We start from the raw sequence: 18,145 nt of genomic DNA, 5'->3' as shown, positions 1-18,145 counted from the left end.
CCCAGAGTCCGAAACCCGCCAGCCGACGTCGGATGGGACCGCTCACGATCACACTGCTGATCGTCGTGGCGCTCCTCGTCGTCTTCTTCTGGTTCGCTGGCCGATACGCGGACGTGCTCTGGTACGACCAGCTCGGCGTCCTCGAGGTCCTCCTCACCGAGTGGGGTGCCGGAGCGATCATGTTCGCCATCGGGCTCGTCGGCATGGGCGTTCCCCTCTACGCGAACCTGCAGATCGCCTACCGTGCGCGTCCTGTCTACGCCAAGCTCAACGAGCAGCTCGACCGCTACCAGCAGGTCATCGAGCCGATCCGTCGTGGTGCGATGATCTTCGTCCCCGCGATCTTCGGCCTCTTCGCCGGCGTCGCGCTCATCGCCTCCTGGCAGACCGTGCTGATGTGGATGAACTCCACTCCGTTCGGCGAGACCGACCCGGTCTTCAACCTGGACGTCTCGTTCTACATCTTCCAGCTTCCGTTCTTCCGAGGCGTCGTCGCCTTCGTGAGCGCAGTCGTGCTCCTCTCGCTGATCCTGACCGCGGCAACGCTCTACCTGTACGGCGGGATCCGCGTGACCGGTCGCGAGGTCGTCATCTCGAAGAGCGCCCGCACGCACATCGCGATCCTCGCGGGTCTCTACATGCTCGTGCAGGCCGTCAGCTTCTGGCTCGACCGCTACGCCGCGCTCAACACGCTCTCCGGTCGCTGGACGGGTGTGCTGTACACCGAGGCGAACGCGACCATCCCCGGTCAGGGCATCCTGGCCGGAGCTGCGATCGTCGTGGCTGTCCTGTTCTTCATCGCGGCCGCCATCGGTCGCTGGCGTCTGCCGCTCGTCGGCACGGCCCTGCTCGTCATCGTCGGCCTCGTCGTCGGCATGGTCTACCCGTGGATCGTCCAGCAGTTCCAGGTCGGGCCGAGCGAGCAGGCACTCGAGACCCCGTACATCCAGAACAACATCGATGCGACGAGAACCGCCTACGGTCTCGATCAGATCGAGGAGATCAACTACGCGGCCGAGACGACGGTCAGCCAGGGGCAGCTGCGCGACGACGCAGACACCACGGCGAACATCCGCATCCTCGACCCCTCGCTCGTCTCGCCCACGTTCGCGCAGTTCGAGCAGGAGCGTGCGTACTACCAGTTCCCTGACCGCCTCCACGTCGACCGCTACGAGATCGACGGCCAGGTCCAGGACGCGGTGGGCTCCGTCCGCGACATCAACATCGCGGGTCTCGGCGCCGACGCGCAGTCGTGGGTCAACAACACGATCGTCTACACGCACGGCTACGGGCTCGTCACGGCCTACGGCAACCAGCGTGGACCGGACGGTCAGCCGCTGTTCATCGAGGGCGGCATGCCCAGCGAAGGTGCGCTCGGCGACTTCGAGCCGCGCGTGTACTTCGGCCAGTCCTCGCCCGAGTACTCCATCGTCGGCGCTCCGGAGGGCTCGCAGCCCGCTGAGTTCGACCATGTCTCGGGAGCTGACGGCGCGACGCAGACCTACAACACGTTCACCGGTGAAGGGGGACCCGACCTCGGGAACTTCTTCAACCGCCTCGTGTACGCGATCAAGTTCCAGTCCGAGCAGATCCTGCTCTCCGAGTACGTCAACGACGAGTCGCAGATCCTCTACGACCGCGACCCCGCCGAGCGCGTGCAGGCCGCTGCCCCGTACCTGACGATCGACTCCGACCCGTACCCCTCGGTCGTGGACGGACGCCTCACCTGGATCGTGGACGGCTACACGACGAGCAACAAGTACCCGTACTCCGAGCTCGCTGGCCTCCAGAACCTGCTCGAGGACGCGGATACGCCCGCCAGCTCGCTGCCGCCCGAGGTCATCAACTACATGCGCAACTCGGTGAAGGCGACCGTGGACGCGTATGACGGCAGCGTCACGCTCTACGCGTTCGACGAGACCGACCCGATCCTGCAGACCTGGCAGAAGGTCTTCCCGTCGACGCTCAAGAACGTGTCGGAGATGTCGGGTGAGCTGCTCAGCCACATCCGCTACCCCACGGACATGTTCAAGGTGCAGCGCGAGATGTTCGCCAGGTACCACGTGACCGACGCGAGCACGTTCTACAACCAGACGAACGCCTGGCAGCTGCCGCAGAACCCCACCGGGGGAGAGGCATCGCAGCCGCCGTACTACCTGACGATGCAGATGCCCGGCCAGGAGTCGGCGTTCTCGATCTACTCCACCTACATCCCGTTGACAAACGCGAACGCGCAGTCGAGGAACGTGCTGAGGGGGTATCTCGCCGCCAACTCCAACGCGGGATCCACTGATGGCACCGTCGCGGATACGTACGGGAAGATCACGCTGCTGAGAGTCGAGAACGACAACGTCAACGGCCCCGGCCAGGTGCAGAACATCTTCAACTCGAACGAGACGGTCGCCAACCAGCTGAACCTGCTCGAGCGAGGCGGTCAGACTGCGGTGCTGCGAGGAAACCTCCTCACTGTGCCGGTCGGCGAAGGATTCCTGTATGTCCAGCCCGTCTACGTCGAGTCGACAGGTGAGACCAGCTACCCGCTGCTGAGGCGCGTGCTCGTCGCGTTCGGCGACAAGATCGCGTTCCAGCCGACACTCGACGAGGCGCTCGACGAGCTCTTCGGCGGCGACGCCGGAGCTGACGCCGGTGACGGCGGCGTCGAGGTCACCGACGACGACGTGCCGGTCGACTCGGTGCCTGACGACACGACCGGGACGCCCGCACCGACAGCGACGACTCCACCCTCTGGTGGAGGCACGGGAACTCCTCAGGAGCAGCTCTCGACCGCGCTGGCGGACGCTGAGAAGGCACTTGAGGACCGGACGGCCGCGTACGCGAGCAACGACCTCGTTGCGGCTGCCGAGGCCGACCAGCGGCTCACCGAGGCGTTGAACCGTGCCCGTGATGCGGACAGCCAGGTCTCCGGCACGTCGGCCACGCCGAGCGATTCCCCGGAGCCGACGCCGACAACGTAGGCGCCGAGCTGCACACGCCGACGGGCGTCACCCTTTCGAGGGTGGCGCCCGTCGGCGTCTGTGTGCACGGAAGTCGGCATCCGCGCGGCGCCCCGCGCATCCCCGCGCTCCCAAGCCCCGCGTTCCCGCGTTCCCGCGCTCCCGCGCTCTCAGCCGTCCCGAAGCTGGAGTTGTGGGTTAGTGCCGTTCAGGAGTCCGCTGACGACGTCATGCCACAACTCTGCGCTCGGCGGCGTGGTCGGCGGCGTGCTCGGCGGCGCGGCCGGCGGTGCGGGGCGAGCGGGTGGTGCTCGCGCGGGCGCGACGCGCCCGGGATACGTCCCGTGGCGGGCTCCCCAGAGGGAATTCGCGCGAATTCGAGCAATTTCGGCCCGAAAGGCGGCCTGCGGAGGCGCCTGCGGCAGGCATCTCATGCCCCCGACACGCCGAGTTTTCCGGGGAAGTGGGGGCCTGAGTTGCACGACGCCGGGACCGCTGGTAATGTTTTCTCTTGTGCCGCGGGGTGGAGCAGTTCGGTAGCTCGCCGGGCTCATAACCCGGAGGTCGTAGGTTCAAATCCTGCCCCCGCAACCAGATCCGCACAAGTTGGGATTGCTCGAAAGAGCAAAATGTAACTGCGGCACAAGGCCCGCTTCCTTTCGAGGAAGCGGGCCTTTCGCATTTCCCGGACACCGACTGAAGGGGTGTCCTCTTCCCTGGTCGAGATTCCGACCTATGCGAGCGGTCCCCGTCGACGCGGGCAGTTCCCGGGCGTCATGGCCAGCCTCAGGGGGCTCGCGGACACGTGCCGCTAGTGTCGGCCATTCGACGTGCGCCGATCGTTGGCGCTGGAGGAGAGCGGCGGTTCCAGGTGGCCAGATTCACGAGCCTCGAGCAGCGCATCGACGACGTCGCGGGGCGTCTCCTCGAGCGTGCCCCCGCACACGGCCTCAGGGCCGGCCTGGTCGAGTTCCTGGTCTTCGGGCTCAAGCAGGCCTGGGCGTGCATCTTCGGGGCGCTCATGCTCGTCGTGATCCTCGCCGCGAGACTCTGGTACCCGGACGATGCGCTGCTGGCACGCAACGATGCCCTCGTCATCGCCGCCGTCGCGATCCAGATCTTCATGGTGGTGGCGAGGCTCGAGACCGGCCGCGAGCTGCTGGTCATCCTCGCCTTCCACGTCGTCGGCACGGGAATGGAGCTGTTCAAGACCAGCGTCGGCTCGTGGAGCTACGCGTCCGGGGGAGTGCTGCACATCGGCCCGGTGCCGCTCTACACGGGCTTCATGTACGCGGCAGTCGGCTCGTACATGTGCCGCGTCTACCGTCTCTTCGACCTGCGGTTCTCCAGGTACCCGCGCATCTGGCTCACCGTGGTCGCGGCCGTGGCCATCTACGTGAACTTCTTCACGCACCACTACGCCTACGACTTCCGGTACGTCCTCCTGGTGTTCGTGGCCGTGCTGTGGGGCCGCACGTGGATGCACTTCCGCGTGTTCCGGAGGACGCTCCGGATGCCGTTGCTCGTCGCGTTCCTGCTCGTCGCCCTGTTCATCTGGTTCGCCGAGAACATCGGCACCTTCGCCGGCGCGTGGGTGTACCCGAATCAGGAGCACGGCTGGGAGCTCGTGTCGATCACGAAGCTCCTCTCGTGGTTCCTGCTCATGATCATCTCCGTGGTGATGGTCACGCTCGCGTACCCGCCGAGGCCGCCAGGTGGCGGGGAGGGCGCTGAGCCCGTGTCTCGCGAGGTGGCGGGCTAGTCCCAGGCCTTGGCCGCGGGGATTCGCACGATGAAGGCGGCGCCGTCCTCGGACTCGACGGCGATCTGTCCGCCGTGCGCCTCGACGATGGACTTCACGATCGCGAGTCCGAGGCCAGTGCTGCCGGATGCGCGGGTCCTGGCGGAGTCGCCGCGGGCGAACCGCGAGAAGAGATCCTGGCGGAGTGTCTGGGGAATGCCCGGCCCGTCGTCGCGAACGATGAGGACCGCCTCGCGCCCCGTCGCCGACGCGGCCGCGAGCTCGTAGCGCACGGAGACGTTGACGTGCGTGCCCTTCGGGGTGTGCAGGCTGGCGTTCGAGAGCAGGTTCACGACGATCTGGTGCAGGCGCTCCCAGTCGCCGAGCACCGAGACCTCGCTCGGCGGCACCGTCGCGCTCCAGTGACGGTCGGCGTCGCTTGCCTGCGCGTCGCTGACGGCGTTGATCACGAGCTCGGACAGGTCGACGGTGTCGAACTGCAGGTCCTGCCCCTCGTCGAGGCGGGCGAGCAGGAGCAGATCGTTGACCAGCGAGCTCATGCGAGTCGCCTCGGACTCGATGCGGGCGAGGGACCGCTCGGTGGTGTCTGGCAGCGACGCAGAATCCTGCCGGGTGAGCTCCGCGTACCCCTGGATCGCGGCGAGCGGAGTCCGCAGCTCATGGCTCGCGTCCGTGACGAAGCGACGCATCCGCTGGTCTGCCGCGCTGCGCACGGCGAAGGCCTCGTCGACGTGCGCGAGGAGCTTGTCGAGGGCCTCGCTCACCTTGCCGACCTCGGTGCGGGGGTCGATGTCGTCGAGCTTCACGGCTTTGCGGAGGCCGACCTCGCCCGAGGCGAGGGGCATCTGCGCGACGTTCTCAGCGGCAGTGACCACGCGCGACAGGGGACGCATCGCGACTCGCATGACGAGCGCGACGAGGAGGACGATGAGGCCGATGCCGAGCGAGGAGAGCACGAGCGTGAGGACGGTCTGGTTGAAGGTCGCGTCACGGGCGGTGTCGAGGGAGACGGCGGAGATGAGGGCGTAACTCGGGTCGCCGTCCCACTCGTGGATCATGACGCGGAAGTCGCCGGCGGCGTCATCGAGCTTGATCGTCTCGAGCAGCGAGTGCTGGGTCGCGAAGCCGGGTGACTGGACCAGCGCCGTGAGCTCGTTCTTGATGGTCTGGTCGCATTCGACCGCGGAGGTCTCGCTGAACGATGCGGAGTCGATGATCTCGCCGTCGTGGGCGAGGGCGATGATGGTGCCTGGCGCGTGGCCGACGAAGTTGATGAGGGGCTTGACCTTCGGCGCCGCCGAGTCGCCCATCTTCGAGGGGTGCGGATGCGTGCCCGGGACGTCGACGCGGTACTTGTCGACGGAGTTCTCCAGCACCGACATGGAGGCGGCGAGCTGCGTGTTGACGACGCTCGTGATGGCGGAGTTGAGGGTCACGACGTTCATGATGCCGATCGCGCTCATCACGAAGGCGACGACGAGGGTGACGCCGACGATGATGCGCGCGCGCAGCGTCCATGGCCTCATTCTGCTGGCCTGATGACGTAGCCGACGCCGCGCACCGTGTGGATCATGGGGGTGCGTCCGGCGTCGATCTTCTTGCGCAGGTAGGACACGTACAGGTCGACGATGCTCGCCTTGCCGGCGAAGTCGTAGTTCCAGACGCGGTCGAGGATCTGGGCCCTGCTGAGGACTCGCTTCGGGTTGCGCATGAAGTAGCGCAGCAGCTCGAACTCGGTGGTGGTGAGCGCGATCGGGTCGCTGCCGCGGCGCACCTCGTAGCTGCTTTCGTCGAGGAAGAGGTCGCCGACCCGCAGCTGGGAGGCGTCGTCGGCGACCGCCTCACCGGCGCGCTGAATGAGGCCGCGCAGCCTGGCGACGAGCTCCTCGAGGCTGAAGGGCTTCGTCATGTAGTCGTCGCCGCCGGCGGTGAGCCCGATGATGCGGTCGTCGATGGAGTCCTTCGCGGTGAGGAAGAGCACCGGTGTGGCGTGTCCCTGACCTCGGAGGTTCCTGAGAATGCTGAGGCCGTCGATGTCCGGGAGCATGATGTCGAGCACGACGACGTCCGGCCGCTCGGCGGTGAACTTCGCGAGCGCATCCCGGCCGTTGTTGGCGACGTCGACCTGCCACCCCTCGTACGAGAGCGCGAGGCTGACCAGGTTCGTCAGGGTCTCTTCGTCGTCGACCAGCAGCACGCGGATGGGGGTGCCGTCTGGGCGGTGGAGTCGGGGGAGCTGCGCGAGGACCGCCCGACGGCGACCGGGCTCGATGATCGGGTCAGCGGCGGCGGAATCGGGCATTCCTTCATCGTGTCATGGGAACGGCGTCGTGGCGCGGTGTTCGCTGCTCCTCATAGGAAGCTCAAATCTTCTCTCACGCGGAGCATGAGAGGAGTTCGTAACCTGCGACGCATGACACTCCAGCGAATCCAGCAGCCCGACCTCGGGAGCCGTGCGCCGGGCGTCAAGAAGGACTTGCAGGGTGGCCTCTTCCACCGTCCCCGTTTCCTCCGCGGCCCCCGCACCGAGCGTCCGTTCGATGCGCCCCAGCTGTTCACGGAGCGTCTGGTGCTCCGCCCCCACGACGTGCGCGACGCTGAGGCCTGGCACGAGATCGTGTCCGACGCCGAGGTTGTCCGCTACCTGCACTGGAAGCAGCGCGACCTGACGGAGGCGACCGAGCATCTGAGTCGCCGCACGACGCACACGCGTCTCTGGCAGACGGGCGACTTCATGGCCCTGGCCGTCGAGCACGACGGCAAGCTCATCGGGGACGTGTCGGTGCACCTGCGCGACGTCGAGCCCGAGCATCGCTCTGCGGAGCTCGGCTGGATCATGCACCCGGGATGCGCGGGACAGGGCTTCGCCACCGAGGCTGCGGATGCGCTGGTCGAGTACCTGCGCGACTACGTCGGCGTGAAGCGCGTGCTCGCGGTCATGGACCTGGAGAACGAGGCGTCCTACGCGCTCGCGAGGCGCCTCGGGTTGGCGGAGATCTCCCGTTCGGACGACTCGAGGACCACGGCGCTCGACCTCGTCTGAGCGGCTCCCGCGGCACCGGACGCGGACATGAGCTGCGCGACCTCGAGGAGGTCCCACGCCATGTCGCCCGTCACGGAGATGCCCTTGGCGCCCGATCGGCGAGTCTTTCCCCGCGCCAGCATGTAGTGCGTGCGGAACACCCGGTTGCCTGCACGCTCCTGCGCGTCGTGGAAGAACACGATCTGCGAGAGTCCGGTGCTGTCGTCGAGGGAGACGAACACCGTGCGCCGCCCGCCACGCATGGGCGGGGTGTTCGTGGCGCGCCGCACCCCTGCGATGAGCACGTCGGTGCCGCCTGGCAGGTCCATGAGCGAGCTCGCGGGAGTGACTCCGAGCTGGCGGAAGAGCGGGAAGAAGCGCTCCATCTGGTGTCGGCTCACGCCGAGGCCGAGCTCCTGCAGCTCCAGGTCGGTCTGCGTCTTCCCATGCAGGTCCATGGTGGTCACCCCGCGAAGCTCCGGGATGGGCAGGGGGAACGCGAACGCCTGCTGGTGCTCCGGCACTCGCGTCGGCGTGCTCGTGAGCGAGCGGATGAACGCGAGCAGCTCGTGCCGCCTGCGCGGCTCGTAGTCGATGAACACGTCGAGCGCCCCAACTCTGGCGAGGGAGTCGAGCGTGCTTCGGCGTGGTCGGACACGAGCGCGGAAGTCGGCGAGCGAGTCGAACGGCTGGTGCTCGGCGACCCTGTCGCGTTCCGCCGATGACATGCCGCGCACATCCGCGAGTGACATGCGAACCCCGTCGCGTCCATCCGGGAGCGGCTCGACCGTGTACTCGAGGCCTGATCGCTGCACGTCGATCGGGAGGAGCGGGATGCCCAGATGCCTCGCCTCGGCGATGATGAGGTCCTTGCCCCACATGCCGGGGTCGTGGGTGAGGAGGCCCGCCCAGAAGTGCGCGGCTCTATGGGTCTTGAGCCAGGCGCTCTGGAAGGTGGGCAGGGCGAACGCAGCGCCGTGGGCTTTCGCGAAGCCGAAGCTGCCGAAGCCGGCGAGCACCTTCCATGACCGGTCGATGATCTCTGGCGGGAACCCACGCTCTGCGGCCTTTCCGCGCACGAGCTCCTCGATACGCGGCACGAGCTCGGGCTTCGCGAGCCAGCGTCGGTACACGTCGGCGAGCTCGAGGCCGCACCCCGTGAGCTCGTCGAAGATGCGCATGACCTGCTCGTGGAAGACGACGACGCCTTTCGTCTCGAGCAGGATCGGCTTGAGCCTCGGATGGATGTAGTCGGGCATCACCTCCCCGTGGCGGGCCCTGAGGAAGTGGAGGGGCATGTTGTTCTGCATGGGGCCAGGGCGGAACAGGGAGATGTCGATGACGAGGTCGTTGAACACCTCTGGCTGCAGCTTGCCGACGAGCTCCATCTGGCCTGGGCTCTCGACCTGGAAGATGCCGAGGGTCTTCGTCGAGCGGATGGTCTCGTAGGTCGCCTCGTCGTCGAGGGGAAGCGCATCGAGGTCCAGTTCCTCACCGCGGGTGCGCTTCAGCTCCTTCACCGCGTGGGCCATGGCGCTCTGCATGCGCACCCCGAGGATGTCGAGCTTGATGAGCCCCATCGGGTCCATGTCGTGCTTGTCGAACTGGCTCATGGGCAAGCCGATCCCCGACATCTGCACGGGAGTGCGGTCGAGGAGCGAGACGTCGGAGAGGATGACCCCGCACGGGTGCACGGAGATGTGCCTCGGCAGGGAGTCGAGCCGCTCCGTCGCCTCCACGAGCACCTCGAGCTGCCGTGAGCGACGCACCTCCTCCGCGAACTCGCGCAGCTCGGGCTTCTCGGCGAGGGCCTGCCTGAAGCGCTTCGCGGAGAACCGCCACAGCTCCTTGGCGATGCGGTCGACCTCGCCGTCGGCGAGCCCGAGGGCGAGGCCCGCGTCGCGGACTGCGCCCCTCGACCCGTAGGTGTTGACCATCGACATGAGGGTGACCCGCTGCCCGCCGAACTCGTCGAAGATGCGGTGGTAGACGCGGTGGCGCTCCGCGCTCTCCACATCGAGGTCGATGTCGGGGAGCGTGCGTCGCTCATCGGAGAGGAAGCGCTCCCAGATGAGCCCGAGGGAGACGGGCTCGACGTGGCTCGTGTACAGGAGGTAGTTGAGCAGCGATCCGACGCCTGAGCCCCTGGCCTGCACCCGGACCCCCATCTCCTTGATGAGCTCGACGACGTGCGAGACGGTGAGGAAGTAGGGGGCGAAGCCCAGCTTCCGCACCGTCCTGAGCTCGTGGGCGAGGCGGTCCTGCAGCTCCCGCTCGTGGGCGGCGGATGCACCCGGGTAGCGGGCCGGGATCGCGGCTTCCGCCTTCGCTCTGAGCACCTCGAATGGGTCGCCGTCGATGCCGAAGCGGGTGACCTCCGGCATGCGCGGGGTGCCGATACCCGCATCCCGCTCCGGGTCGATGACGCAGCTCTCGGCGAGCAGCCTCGTCTGGGCGAGGAGGTCGTCGGCGGCCGAGGGGCCGTGCCCGCCGGCATCCGCCACCATGCGCGCGACCTGCCGCATGAGGTTCGCCGGCTTGAGCCAGGCCTGCGCCGTCGGGGCCAGCTCGATGTCGTCGAGTGCACGCCTCGCCCGCACGGCATCGGCGATGTCGACCGTCGCCGCCTCCTCGGGGGAGGCGTAGCGCACGGCGTTGGTGAGCACTGACCGCAGCCCGGATTCTGTTGCGAGGCCCAGCATCCGCGTCGCGACCGTGACCGACCCCGGGGTGCCTGGCTCGGCGAGATGGCAGACGATCTCGACGACGAGCGAGGCGCGGGGGAGTCCGTGCCGCCAAGCACGCAGACGCTCTCTGGCCAGGCCCAGCTGGGCAGCTGAGGCCGCAGTGCCGACGTCGCTCGTCGGGCCGAGCAGGACGGTGAGTCTCGTGGCCCCCTCGTCGGTCGAGGCGAGCTCGGCCAGGCGGGCGAGGGGAATGCTCGGCTCGTGGATGCGCGTGGCGGCGCTCGCGGTGGTCTCGTGGGCGGCTGACACGGCCCGGCAGAGCGCTGCGTACCCGGAGCCGCCGTCACCGCCGGCTGCGAGCACGACGACCCGGCCGAGGGGCTCGCCTCGCTCGTCGTGCACGGCGAGCTCGCTGCCGAGGACAGCCCGAAGGTTCGCGGTTCTGCACGCGAGGAGGTGCTTGACCGCGCCGGAGATGCCGTCGCGGTCGGTGAGCGCGAGCGTGTCGAGGTCTCGCTCGGCCGCGGCCTGGGCCAGCACCTCGGGAGGGGAGACCGCATAGTGCGCGCTGAAGCCCGACGAGACGTGCAGGTGCGGGAAGCTCATCGCGTCGTCACTCCCAGCTCAGGGCGAGCCGCCAGCCGCCGGCGGCGTGACAGAGGTCGTACAGGTGCTCGCCGTGCTGCTCACGGGGGCTGTCGCGAACGGCGGTGACGCGCCACAGCTCTTGGTCGATGCGCGTGGGGGAGGAGTCGCCATGCCACCACGGCGGGAGTCTGCGGAAGTAGGCCTGGGGTTGGCCGGTGACGGTGTAGAGGAAGCGCTGCCACACGAAGGAGGTCGGCTGCCCGTCGCCGCCGATGGCGACCTCGATGGTGTCGTCGATGACGGTCGGCATGGTTTCCCCCTTCGCTTCTTCGAATCTGTATTCGAACGTGCATCCAGCGTAAATCGCACCACCGACAGTGGCAACCGCAAGCCTCAGTCACAGGATGAAGGTGGGGGAGTTCAAGCTAGACAGATTCCAAATCTGTCTGATAGCTTTCGGGAAGAACGTCACCCTCAAGGACGAAGGACTATGACTCACACCCCAGACGCCACCCGCTCGGCAGACTCCATCCGCTCGATAGAGCTGTCCACGCTCCGCCTCCCGCTGGCCACTCCGATCTCCGATGCGAAGGTCTTCACGGGGAGGCAGAAGCCCATGACGGAGGTCGTCTTCCTCATCGCCGAGATCCAGACGGCGCAGGGCTTCTCCGGCCACGGCTTCAGCTACTCGAAGCGCGCCGGCGGCGCCGCCCAGTACGCCCACGCCCGCGAGGTCGCCGAGGCCGCGCTCGGCGAGGACCCGAACGACATCCAGAAGCTGTACTCGAAGCTGCTCTGGGCTGGAGCTTCCGTCGGTCGCTCGGGCGTCGCGACGCAGGCGCTCGCGGCACTCGATATCGCGCTCTACGACCTCAAGGCGAAGCGGGCCGGCCTGCCCCTCTCGAAGCTGCTCGGCGCGCACCGCGACTCGGTCCGGACGTACAACACGTCAGGCGGCTTCCTGAACGCGTCCCTCGACGAGGTGCGCGAGCGTGCGACGCAGTCGATCGCGGAGGGCATCGGCGGGATCAAGGTCAAGGTCGGGCTGCCGGACACCGCCGAGGATCTCCGCCGAGTCCGCGCCGTCCGCGAGCACATCGGCGCGAGCGTGCCGCTCATGGTCGACGCGAACCAGCAGTGGGATCGCGCGACCGCGCTGCGCATGGGGCGGCGCTTCGAGGAGCTCGACCTCACGTGGATCGAGGAGCCGCTCGACGCCTACGACGCCGAGGGGCACGCAGACCTCGCACGCGCGCTCGACACCCCGATCGCGACGGGGGAGATGCTCGCGTCGGTCGCCGAGCACCGGCAGCTCATCGCCGCGAGGGCCTGCGACATCATCCAGCCGGATGCGCCCCGTATCGGCGGGATCACGAACTTCCTGCGCCTCATGACCCTCGCCGACGAGGCGGGCCTCGACCTCGCCCCGCACTTCGCGATGGAGATCCACCTGCACCTCGCCGCGTGCTACCCGCGGGAGCCGTGGGTCGAGCACTTCGACTGGCTCGACCCCCTCTTCGAGGAGCGCCTCGAGACGCGCGACGGGCAGATGCTCGTCCCCGACCGCCCAGGGCTCGGCTTCACCTTCAGCGAGCAGGCCCGCGCCTGGACGACGGACAGCGTCACGCTGACCGCCTGAGCGGACACCACCACTTCCTCGGCGCGCGTCGCCGAGGCCATGAGTTCGACTGCGCGGCCTGAGCCGCGCGCTCGCCGACGATGCCGTCGGCGATACTGACAGAGAGGTCCTCGAACATGTCCAAGAAGCCAATGTCCACCCGCAAGATGTGGTGGATCGCACTCATCTCGGGAATGGCGTCCTATATCGACGCCGCCGCGATGACCTCGAGCGGGACGGCCCTGGTGCTCCTCAAGGACACCCTGGCCCTGACTCCGGAGACCATCGGGGTGCTGTCCTCGGCGCTCACGTTCTCGGTTGCCGTCGGCGCCCTCTTCGGCGGGCGCCTCGGCGATCTGCTCGGCCGCAAGGCGGTCTTCATCGCGACCATGGTGATGATCGCCGCGGGTTCGGCGCTGCTGGTGTTCGTCGAGGTGTTCCCGGGGCTGCTCGCGGGCATGATCCTCGTCGGGCTCGGCGCGGGCGCTGACCTGCCGGTCTCCCTCGCGACGATCTCGGAGATGGCCAAGTCCGGGCTGCGCAGCAGCATGATCGGGTTCACCCACTTCCTCTGGAAGATCGGCAGCATGGTCGCGCTCGGGCTCGCGACCATCGTCGGCAGCATGGGCCAGCTCGGGGCCCAGATCCTGTTCGGGCACATCCTCGTGGTCACCCTGCTGACGCTCGTCGCGAGGTTCGCTGTTCCGGAGTCGACGCTGTGGCTTGAGCAGCGCGAGGCGGAGAAGGCGGGCGCCACGAGCCGCTCGGATGCAGCGCTCGGGTGGAGCACGCTGAAGACGCTCCTCAGGGCGCCCTTCGCGAAGTACTTCATCGTGCTCGCCGTCTTCTACACGCTCATGAACCTCGGTTCGAACACGGTGAGCCAGTACGGGGCCTACATGTACACGGAGGTCGCCGACTCCACGGTCCAGGTCTACTCGACGGTGAAGCTCATCACCATGTTCCTCGGAGCGATCCTCGTCCTCCTGTTCATGCGGGTCGTCGGGACACGGTGGCGGATGAGCTGGTTCGTGGGAGGCGCGATCTGCACGATCACGGCCATGTGCGTTCCGCTTGTCTTCGGCGTGACCGAGTCGACGCTGAACATCATGATGTTCCTGTGGCTCATCGGCACCGTGTTCGCTGGGGAGGGCATCATGAAGATCTGGACCCAGGAGTCGTTCCCGACCCTGCTGCGTTCCTCAGCGCAGGGCGCGATCATCGCCATCGCGCGATTCGGCTCGTCTGCGCTCGTGCTCGTCACTCCTGTCGTCCTGGCGACCGGCCCCGGGGCCCTCTTCGGGTTCCTCGCGGGCTCCTGCCTCGTCGCGGTGGTCCTCGCCTTCGTGGTGTTCGCGCGCCAGCGCACGACCGTCATCGACCAGGAGGAGGCGGACGCCGCCGCCGAGCAGAGCACATCCGCCGAACGTGCGCACCTCGAGGTTCGGGGATGAGCGGCACGATGCAGGAGGTCGTGCAGGCGCTCCAGGGCGAGACCGGTCATGCGGCACCGCTCATGCGCTGGTGGTGGTTCTCGACGCACGTGAGCGAGGCGGCGATCGACGCCGACCTGGACGCCATGCTGGCCGCTGGGATCGGCGGCGTCGAGCTCGCGTTCGTGTACCCGGTGGATGAGGGCGGGCTGCGTTTCGGCGATCCGGAGTTCCTCTCGCTCGTGGGCTTCGCCGCGCGAGGGGCGCAGCGGCGGGGGCTGCGCTTCGATCTCACGCTCGGCGCGGGATGGCCGTTCGGCGGGCCGTACATCGACGCGTCGACGGCAGCTCGGGGGCTCCACTGGGAGCGGATCGAGCTCGCACCCGGCGCGACCGAGCTCGCCTTCCGGACCTCGCTCGATGGTGATGAGCTTGTGAGCGCCTACGTGGGCGCCGGCTCCATCCAGGAGCTGCCCGCCGAGTGGGTGCGCGCCGAATGCGGGGAGCGCATCCACGTTCCGGCTCTGGGCGGCGGACCGCGAGTTCTCCTGGTCGCGGTCTCCCGCCTCACCGGCCAAAACGTGAAGCGCGCGCCACGCGGTGCTGAGGGGCTGGTGCTCGACCACTACTCGGCGGTCGCCGTGCAGGCGCACCTGGATTCCGTCGCGACGCCGCTCCTGGCGGCAGCGGGGGCCACGCGTGTGCACGCGGGGTTCTGCGACAGCTTCGAGGTGTACGAGTCCGATTGGACGACGGAGCTTCCCCGGGAGTTCCTCGCTCGACGGGGCTACGACCTGCTGCCGGAGCTCTGGCGGCTGGAGATCGGCGGCGACGGCACGGCTCGGGTGCGCACCGACGTCATGACGACGCTCAGGGAGCTGTTCGAGGAGCACTTCGTGCAGGCGTTCGGAGACTGGGCGCACGGACACGGCCTGCTCTTCCGTGCGCAGTGCTACGGGGAGCCGCCCATGCTCATGAGCAGCTATCGCGACGTGGATCTCATCGAGGGTGAAGGGTGGGGATGGCGGCGATGGACGAAGAACGCGTGGGCGGTCTCCGCGGCCGGAGCCTACGGCAGGTCGCCCGTGTCGTCTGAGACGTGGACCTGGGTGCATTCCCCATCGTTCCGGGCGGGGCCGGCCGAGCTCCTGGGGGAGGCCTACGAGCATCTGCTGAGTGGCGTCAACCTCCTCGTCGGCCACGGCTGGCCGCTCGGGGGAGCGCTCGGTCACGGACAGCCGGTGTTCTACGCGTCCGGTGCTCTCGACTCGAGGAACCCGTGGTGGCCGGTGGCGCGTGAGCTGTTCTCTGGGCTCGCTCGCGTGAGCGCCGTCCTCCAGCTGGGCGAGCGGATCGCTCAGGTCGCCATCTACCATCCGGTGGGCGAGCTGCTGGCAAGTGCCGAGGGGGAGCGTCCGTTCGACCTGTGGCGGCAGACGCGTCGCTACGTGGACGACGAGTTCGTCTCGGCGGTGCGCACCACCGGCCTCGAGTACGACCTCGTCGACGACGCGCTCCTCGAGGTCGGCGGCGCCGACCGCTTCGAGGTGCTGCTCGTGCCGGCGGGCTGCGCGCTCTCCGCCGCGGCGGCGCAGTTCCTGTCATCGGCGGGCGTTCGCGTGGTCCACCTCTCGGCGTCCTGCGGCCAGGCGCGGCGGGCGGAGATCCGCGCCGCCGTGCACGGGATGGTCCCGCCGCTCGCGACGAGCGCACCGGACACCGTCGGGGTCACGACCCGCCAGCTCGATGGCTCGCGCATCTCCCTGCTGGTCAACACCGGGGAGCATTCGGCCGACGTCGTGCTGGCGACCTGCGACGACAGCACGCTCACCGTGTGGGACGCCGTCTCCGGGCAGAGACGAGCGGCGGTGCTGGGCGACGGCAGCCGTACCGTGCGCCTCGGCTCCTACGAGGCCGTGCTCGTCGGTCAGACTCAGGGAGAGGGGCCGGTGGGCGTCGACGAGCTGGAGATGACCAGTCCCGCGCTGGGCCAAGTCCACGAGGAGCCCCTCGCGGCCGGCTGGTTCGTGCGCTCATCCAGCGGACGTCGGCCCGTCACGCTGCCCCACACGTGGGAGGACGACCCGAAAGTCACCCACGACGACGAGCAGCTGGTGTACGAGACGACGGTGGAGCTCGAGCGCCCCGCCTCCGCTGCCCTCGACTTCGGCGAGGCCAGCGTGCCCGAGGTCGGGGCCGCGCGTCGAGAGAACTCGTTCGCGCTCCCGGCTGACCCGCCTGTCGGCGCGGCTGCGAGCGTCGAGGTGGACGGCCTCCCCGTGGGGAGCGTCTGGCGGACGCCCTACTCCGTCCAGCTCGGGCGGCTCGCCGAGGGTCGCCACACGATCACGGTGGCGGTCTCCTCGCTCGGGGTTCGAGGGACCGCAGCGCGGGCGATCGCTGGGACGAGCGCAGCGGCGCGAGACGCGAACGGCGTCAGGTTCCGAGTGCAGGATGCGAGCCGAAGGCGGGACGGGGTGCGCTCCGGCATCCTCCGGGTCCCGACCCTGCGGCTCAGCGCTGACTGACGCGTGCCAGACGCGCGCCGTCGCAGACTGCGCGCCGAGGAGCTTCCTTCTCGAGGCCCCCGCCCGCCCGGCACGGCGTCCGGGCGAGGGATGGCACGATGTGTGCATGAGCATGACGCGCGCCGAGGAGATCGCCAAGGTCCTGGCCGACCGCATCGTCGAGGGAAGCATCGCTCCCGGCGACCGGCTGCCGAGCGAGGGCGGCCTCGTCGAGGAGTTCGGGGCGAGCCGGAGCGTCGTCCGCGAAGCGCTGCACCGCCTGCAGTCGCGCGGCCTCGTGCGCACGCGTGTCGGCTCGGGAAGCTACGCCCTCACCCCTCCCGTCGCGACGACGGGTGACGACTGGCTGGGCGCGCACTCCGAAGCGGAGCGCGCCGAGCTCCACGCCTTCCGAATCGCCGTGGAGGTCGAGGCCGCCGCGCTCGCGGCCCGCTCCCCGTCAGCGCAGGAGATCGCCGAGATCGACGCCGCTCTCGCCGCCCTCGCGAAGGCGAGCCTGCCGAGCGAGACCGTCGACGCCGACTTCGCCTTCCACCGTGCGATCGCCGCCGCGTCCGGCAACCGCTACTTCCTGACGGCACTCGACCGGATGGGGGCGCGCGCCATCATCCTGCCGCCCGCGCGCATCTCCGATGTCGACCGCAACGCGGCCGAGGCCGCCGCCGTTCTCGCCGAGCACCGGGCTGTCGCCGACGCCATCCGCCTCGCCGACCCCGTCGCGGCCGCAGCGGCAGTGCGCACCCACCTCGCGGCATCCACGGCGCGCCGAGCCGCCCGCGGCACCAGCTCCTGACTCCTCGCTGACTACTCCGACGTGCTGACGGGGGCCATCAGCTGCGGCCCCGTGCTCGACACCCGACCCACCTCGGGGCCGACCTCGTGCATGGTGAGCGTCGAAGCCAGCTCGACACCTGCCTGGCTCGCCTCGTCGAGCAACCCCTGCGTGCCCACCACCGACTGGTCGAGCCACGCATCCCAGAGCGCGCGCGGCAGCATGAGCGGCATGCGGTCGTGGATGCTCGCCAGCTCACCCGTCGACCCTCTCGTCAGGATCGTCGTCGTCAGCAGCCACCTGGACGGATCATCGCCGGGCTTCGTGGGATCCGCCCACCAGGAGTACAGGCCAGCGAACGCGATGAGCTCATCGTCGTGCTCCGGGTGGATGAAGAACGGTGTCTTCGACCCGGACTTCGTGCCGTCTGCCTTCTTGCGCCACTCGTAGTAGCCGACAGCGGGCACGATCGCTCGCCGCTGCTTCACCGGCCCGCGGAACGTCGGCTTCTCCAGCACCGTCTCGATGCGCGCATTGAACGCCTTCGACGAGAAGCTCGGATCCTTCGCGAACGGCGGCAGCAACCCCCACCTCGCACGCTCGACGCGGCGAACCGCAGCGCCGCCGCCCTTGGGCTCTGGCTCCACCACCACGGGGACCGGGTCGGTCGGGGGAGTGTTGAACGACGGTTCCGGCAGATCAGCGCCGAGGGCCTCGATATCGAAGAGCGCCTCGACGTGCTCGACTGCTGGGGTGACGTAGCGACCGCACATGGCCCAAC

Annotated in this window: 12 protein-coding genes and 1 tRNA gene; 8 read left to right on the top strand and 5 right to left on the bottom strand. The window is 68.7% G+C overall.

Features of this window, described 5'->3' with window-relative positions; translation table 11 throughout:
- Positions 1 to 32: 32 nt before the first annotated feature.
- The 3 genes from GV007_RS10125 (at position 33) to GV007_RS10115 (ending at position 4,716) form a co-directional block, all read left to right on the top strand.
- Positions 33 to 2,975, top strand: a complete 2,943-nt coding sequence (locus GV007_RS10125) for a UPF0182 family membrane protein (RefSeq protein WP_194678403.1) — start codon at positions 33 to 35, stop codon at positions 2,973 to 2,975.
- A 496-nt stretch (positions 2,976 to 3,471) separates the two neighbouring features.
- Positions 3,472 to 3,548, top strand: a tRNA-Met gene (locus GV007_RS10120).
- Positions 3,549 to 3,825: 277 nt separating this feature from the next.
- Positions 3,826 to 4,716 carry a DUF817 domain-containing protein gene (locus tag GV007_RS10115; RefSeq protein WP_160072306.1) on the top strand — a complete coding sequence of 297 codons (891 nt, stop codon included), beginning with the start codon at positions 3,826 to 3,828 and terminating at the stop codon, positions 4,714 to 4,716.
- Here the strand turns inward: GV007_RS10115 and GV007_RS10110 are convergent.
- Complete coding sequence (locus GV007_RS10110) at positions 4,713 to 6,242, bottom strand: sensor histidine kinase (RefSeq protein ID WP_160072304.1); 1,530 nt, start codon at positions 6,240 to 6,242, stop codon at positions 4,713 to 4,715. The two genes, GV007_RS10115 and GV007_RS10110, sit on opposite strands and share 4 nt — an antisense overlap.
- Positions 6,239 to 7,018: a response regulator transcription factor gene (locus tag GV007_RS10105; RefSeq protein ID WP_160072302.1), complete on the bottom strand. Its 780-nt coding sequence runs from the start codon at positions 7,016 to 7,018 to the stop codon at positions 6,239 to 6,241. The genes GV007_RS10110 and GV007_RS10105 overlap by 4 nt, the downstream gene beginning before the upstream one ends.
- Positions 7,019 to 7,129: 111 nt before the next feature.
- On the opposite strand from GV007_RS10105, the gene GV007_RS10100 reads away from it, so the two are divergent.
- Positions 7,130 to 7,759, top strand: coding sequence for a GNAT family N-acetyltransferase (locus tag GV007_RS10100; protein WP_160072300.1), 630 nt, complete (start codon positions 7,130 to 7,132; stop codon positions 7,757 to 7,759).
- Here the strand turns inward: GV007_RS10100 and dnaE are convergent.
- Positions 7,678 to 11,031, bottom strand: a complete 3,354-nt coding sequence (gene dnaE, locus GV007_RS10095) for a DNA polymerase III subunit alpha (RefSeq protein WP_160072298.1) — start codon at positions 11,029 to 11,031, stop codon at positions 7,678 to 7,680. The two genes, GV007_RS10100 and dnaE, sit on opposite strands and share 82 nt — an antisense overlap.
- 7 nt (positions 11,032 to 11,038) lie before the next feature.
- A complete protein-coding gene (locus tag GV007_RS10090; RefSeq protein ID WP_160072296.1) occupies positions 11,039 to 11,323 on the bottom strand; it encodes a hypothetical protein in 285 nt (94 codons plus the stop codon).
- Positions 11,324 to 11,503: 180 nt separating this feature from the next.
- Here GV007_RS10090 and GV007_RS10085 point away from each other — a divergent pair, with 180 nt between their 5' ends.
- The 4 genes from GV007_RS10085 to GV007_RS10070 all read left to right on the top strand — a co-directional run bounded on the left by GV007_RS10085 (position 11,504) and on the right by GV007_RS10070 (position 17,385).
- Positions 11,504 to 12,652, top strand: a complete 1,149-nt coding sequence (locus GV007_RS10085; protein ID WP_160072294.1) for an L-talarate/galactarate dehydratase — start codon at positions 11,504 to 11,506, stop codon at positions 12,650 to 12,652.
- 116 nt (positions 12,653 to 12,768) lie between these two features.
- Positions 12,769 to 14,085 carry an MFS transporter gene (locus GV007_RS10080; protein WP_160072292.1) on the top strand — a complete coding sequence of 439 codons (1,317 nt, stop codon included), beginning with the start codon at positions 12,769 to 12,771 and terminating at the stop codon, positions 14,083 to 14,085.
- A complete protein-coding gene (locus GV007_RS10075; protein WP_160072290.1) occupies positions 14,082 to 16,592 on the top strand; it encodes a glycosyl hydrolase in 2,511 nt (836 codons plus the stop codon). The genes GV007_RS10080 and GV007_RS10075 overlap by 4 nt, the downstream gene beginning before the upstream one ends.
- Before the next feature lie 106 nt (positions 16,593 to 16,698).
- On the top strand, positions 16,699 to 17,385 hold the full coding sequence (locus GV007_RS10070; protein WP_160072288.1) for a FadR/GntR family transcriptional regulator: 687 nt from the start codon (positions 16,699 to 16,701) through the stop codon (positions 17,383 to 17,385).
- A gap of 11 nt (positions 17,386 to 17,396) precedes the next feature.
- On the opposite strand, the gene GV007_RS10065 is transcribed toward GV007_RS10070, so the two are convergent.
- The gene (locus GV007_RS10065; protein WP_160072286.1) at positions 17,397 to 18,137 is read right to left on the bottom strand and encodes an SOS response-associated peptidase; all 741 of its coding nucleotides are present in this window, start codon (positions 18,135 to 18,137) and stop codon (positions 17,397 to 17,399) included.
- Positions 18,138 to 18,145 lie beyond the last annotated feature (8 nt).

Origin of the sequence: Pseudoclavibacter sp. 8L, from assembly GCF_902506465.1 — a bacterium.
Classification (GTDB): Bacteria; Actinomycetota; Actinomycetes; order Actinomycetales; family Microbacteriaceae; genus Pseudoclavibacter.
Note: the sequence above shows the minus strand (reverse complement) of the source record. Positions and strands in the feature narration are given on the sequence as shown.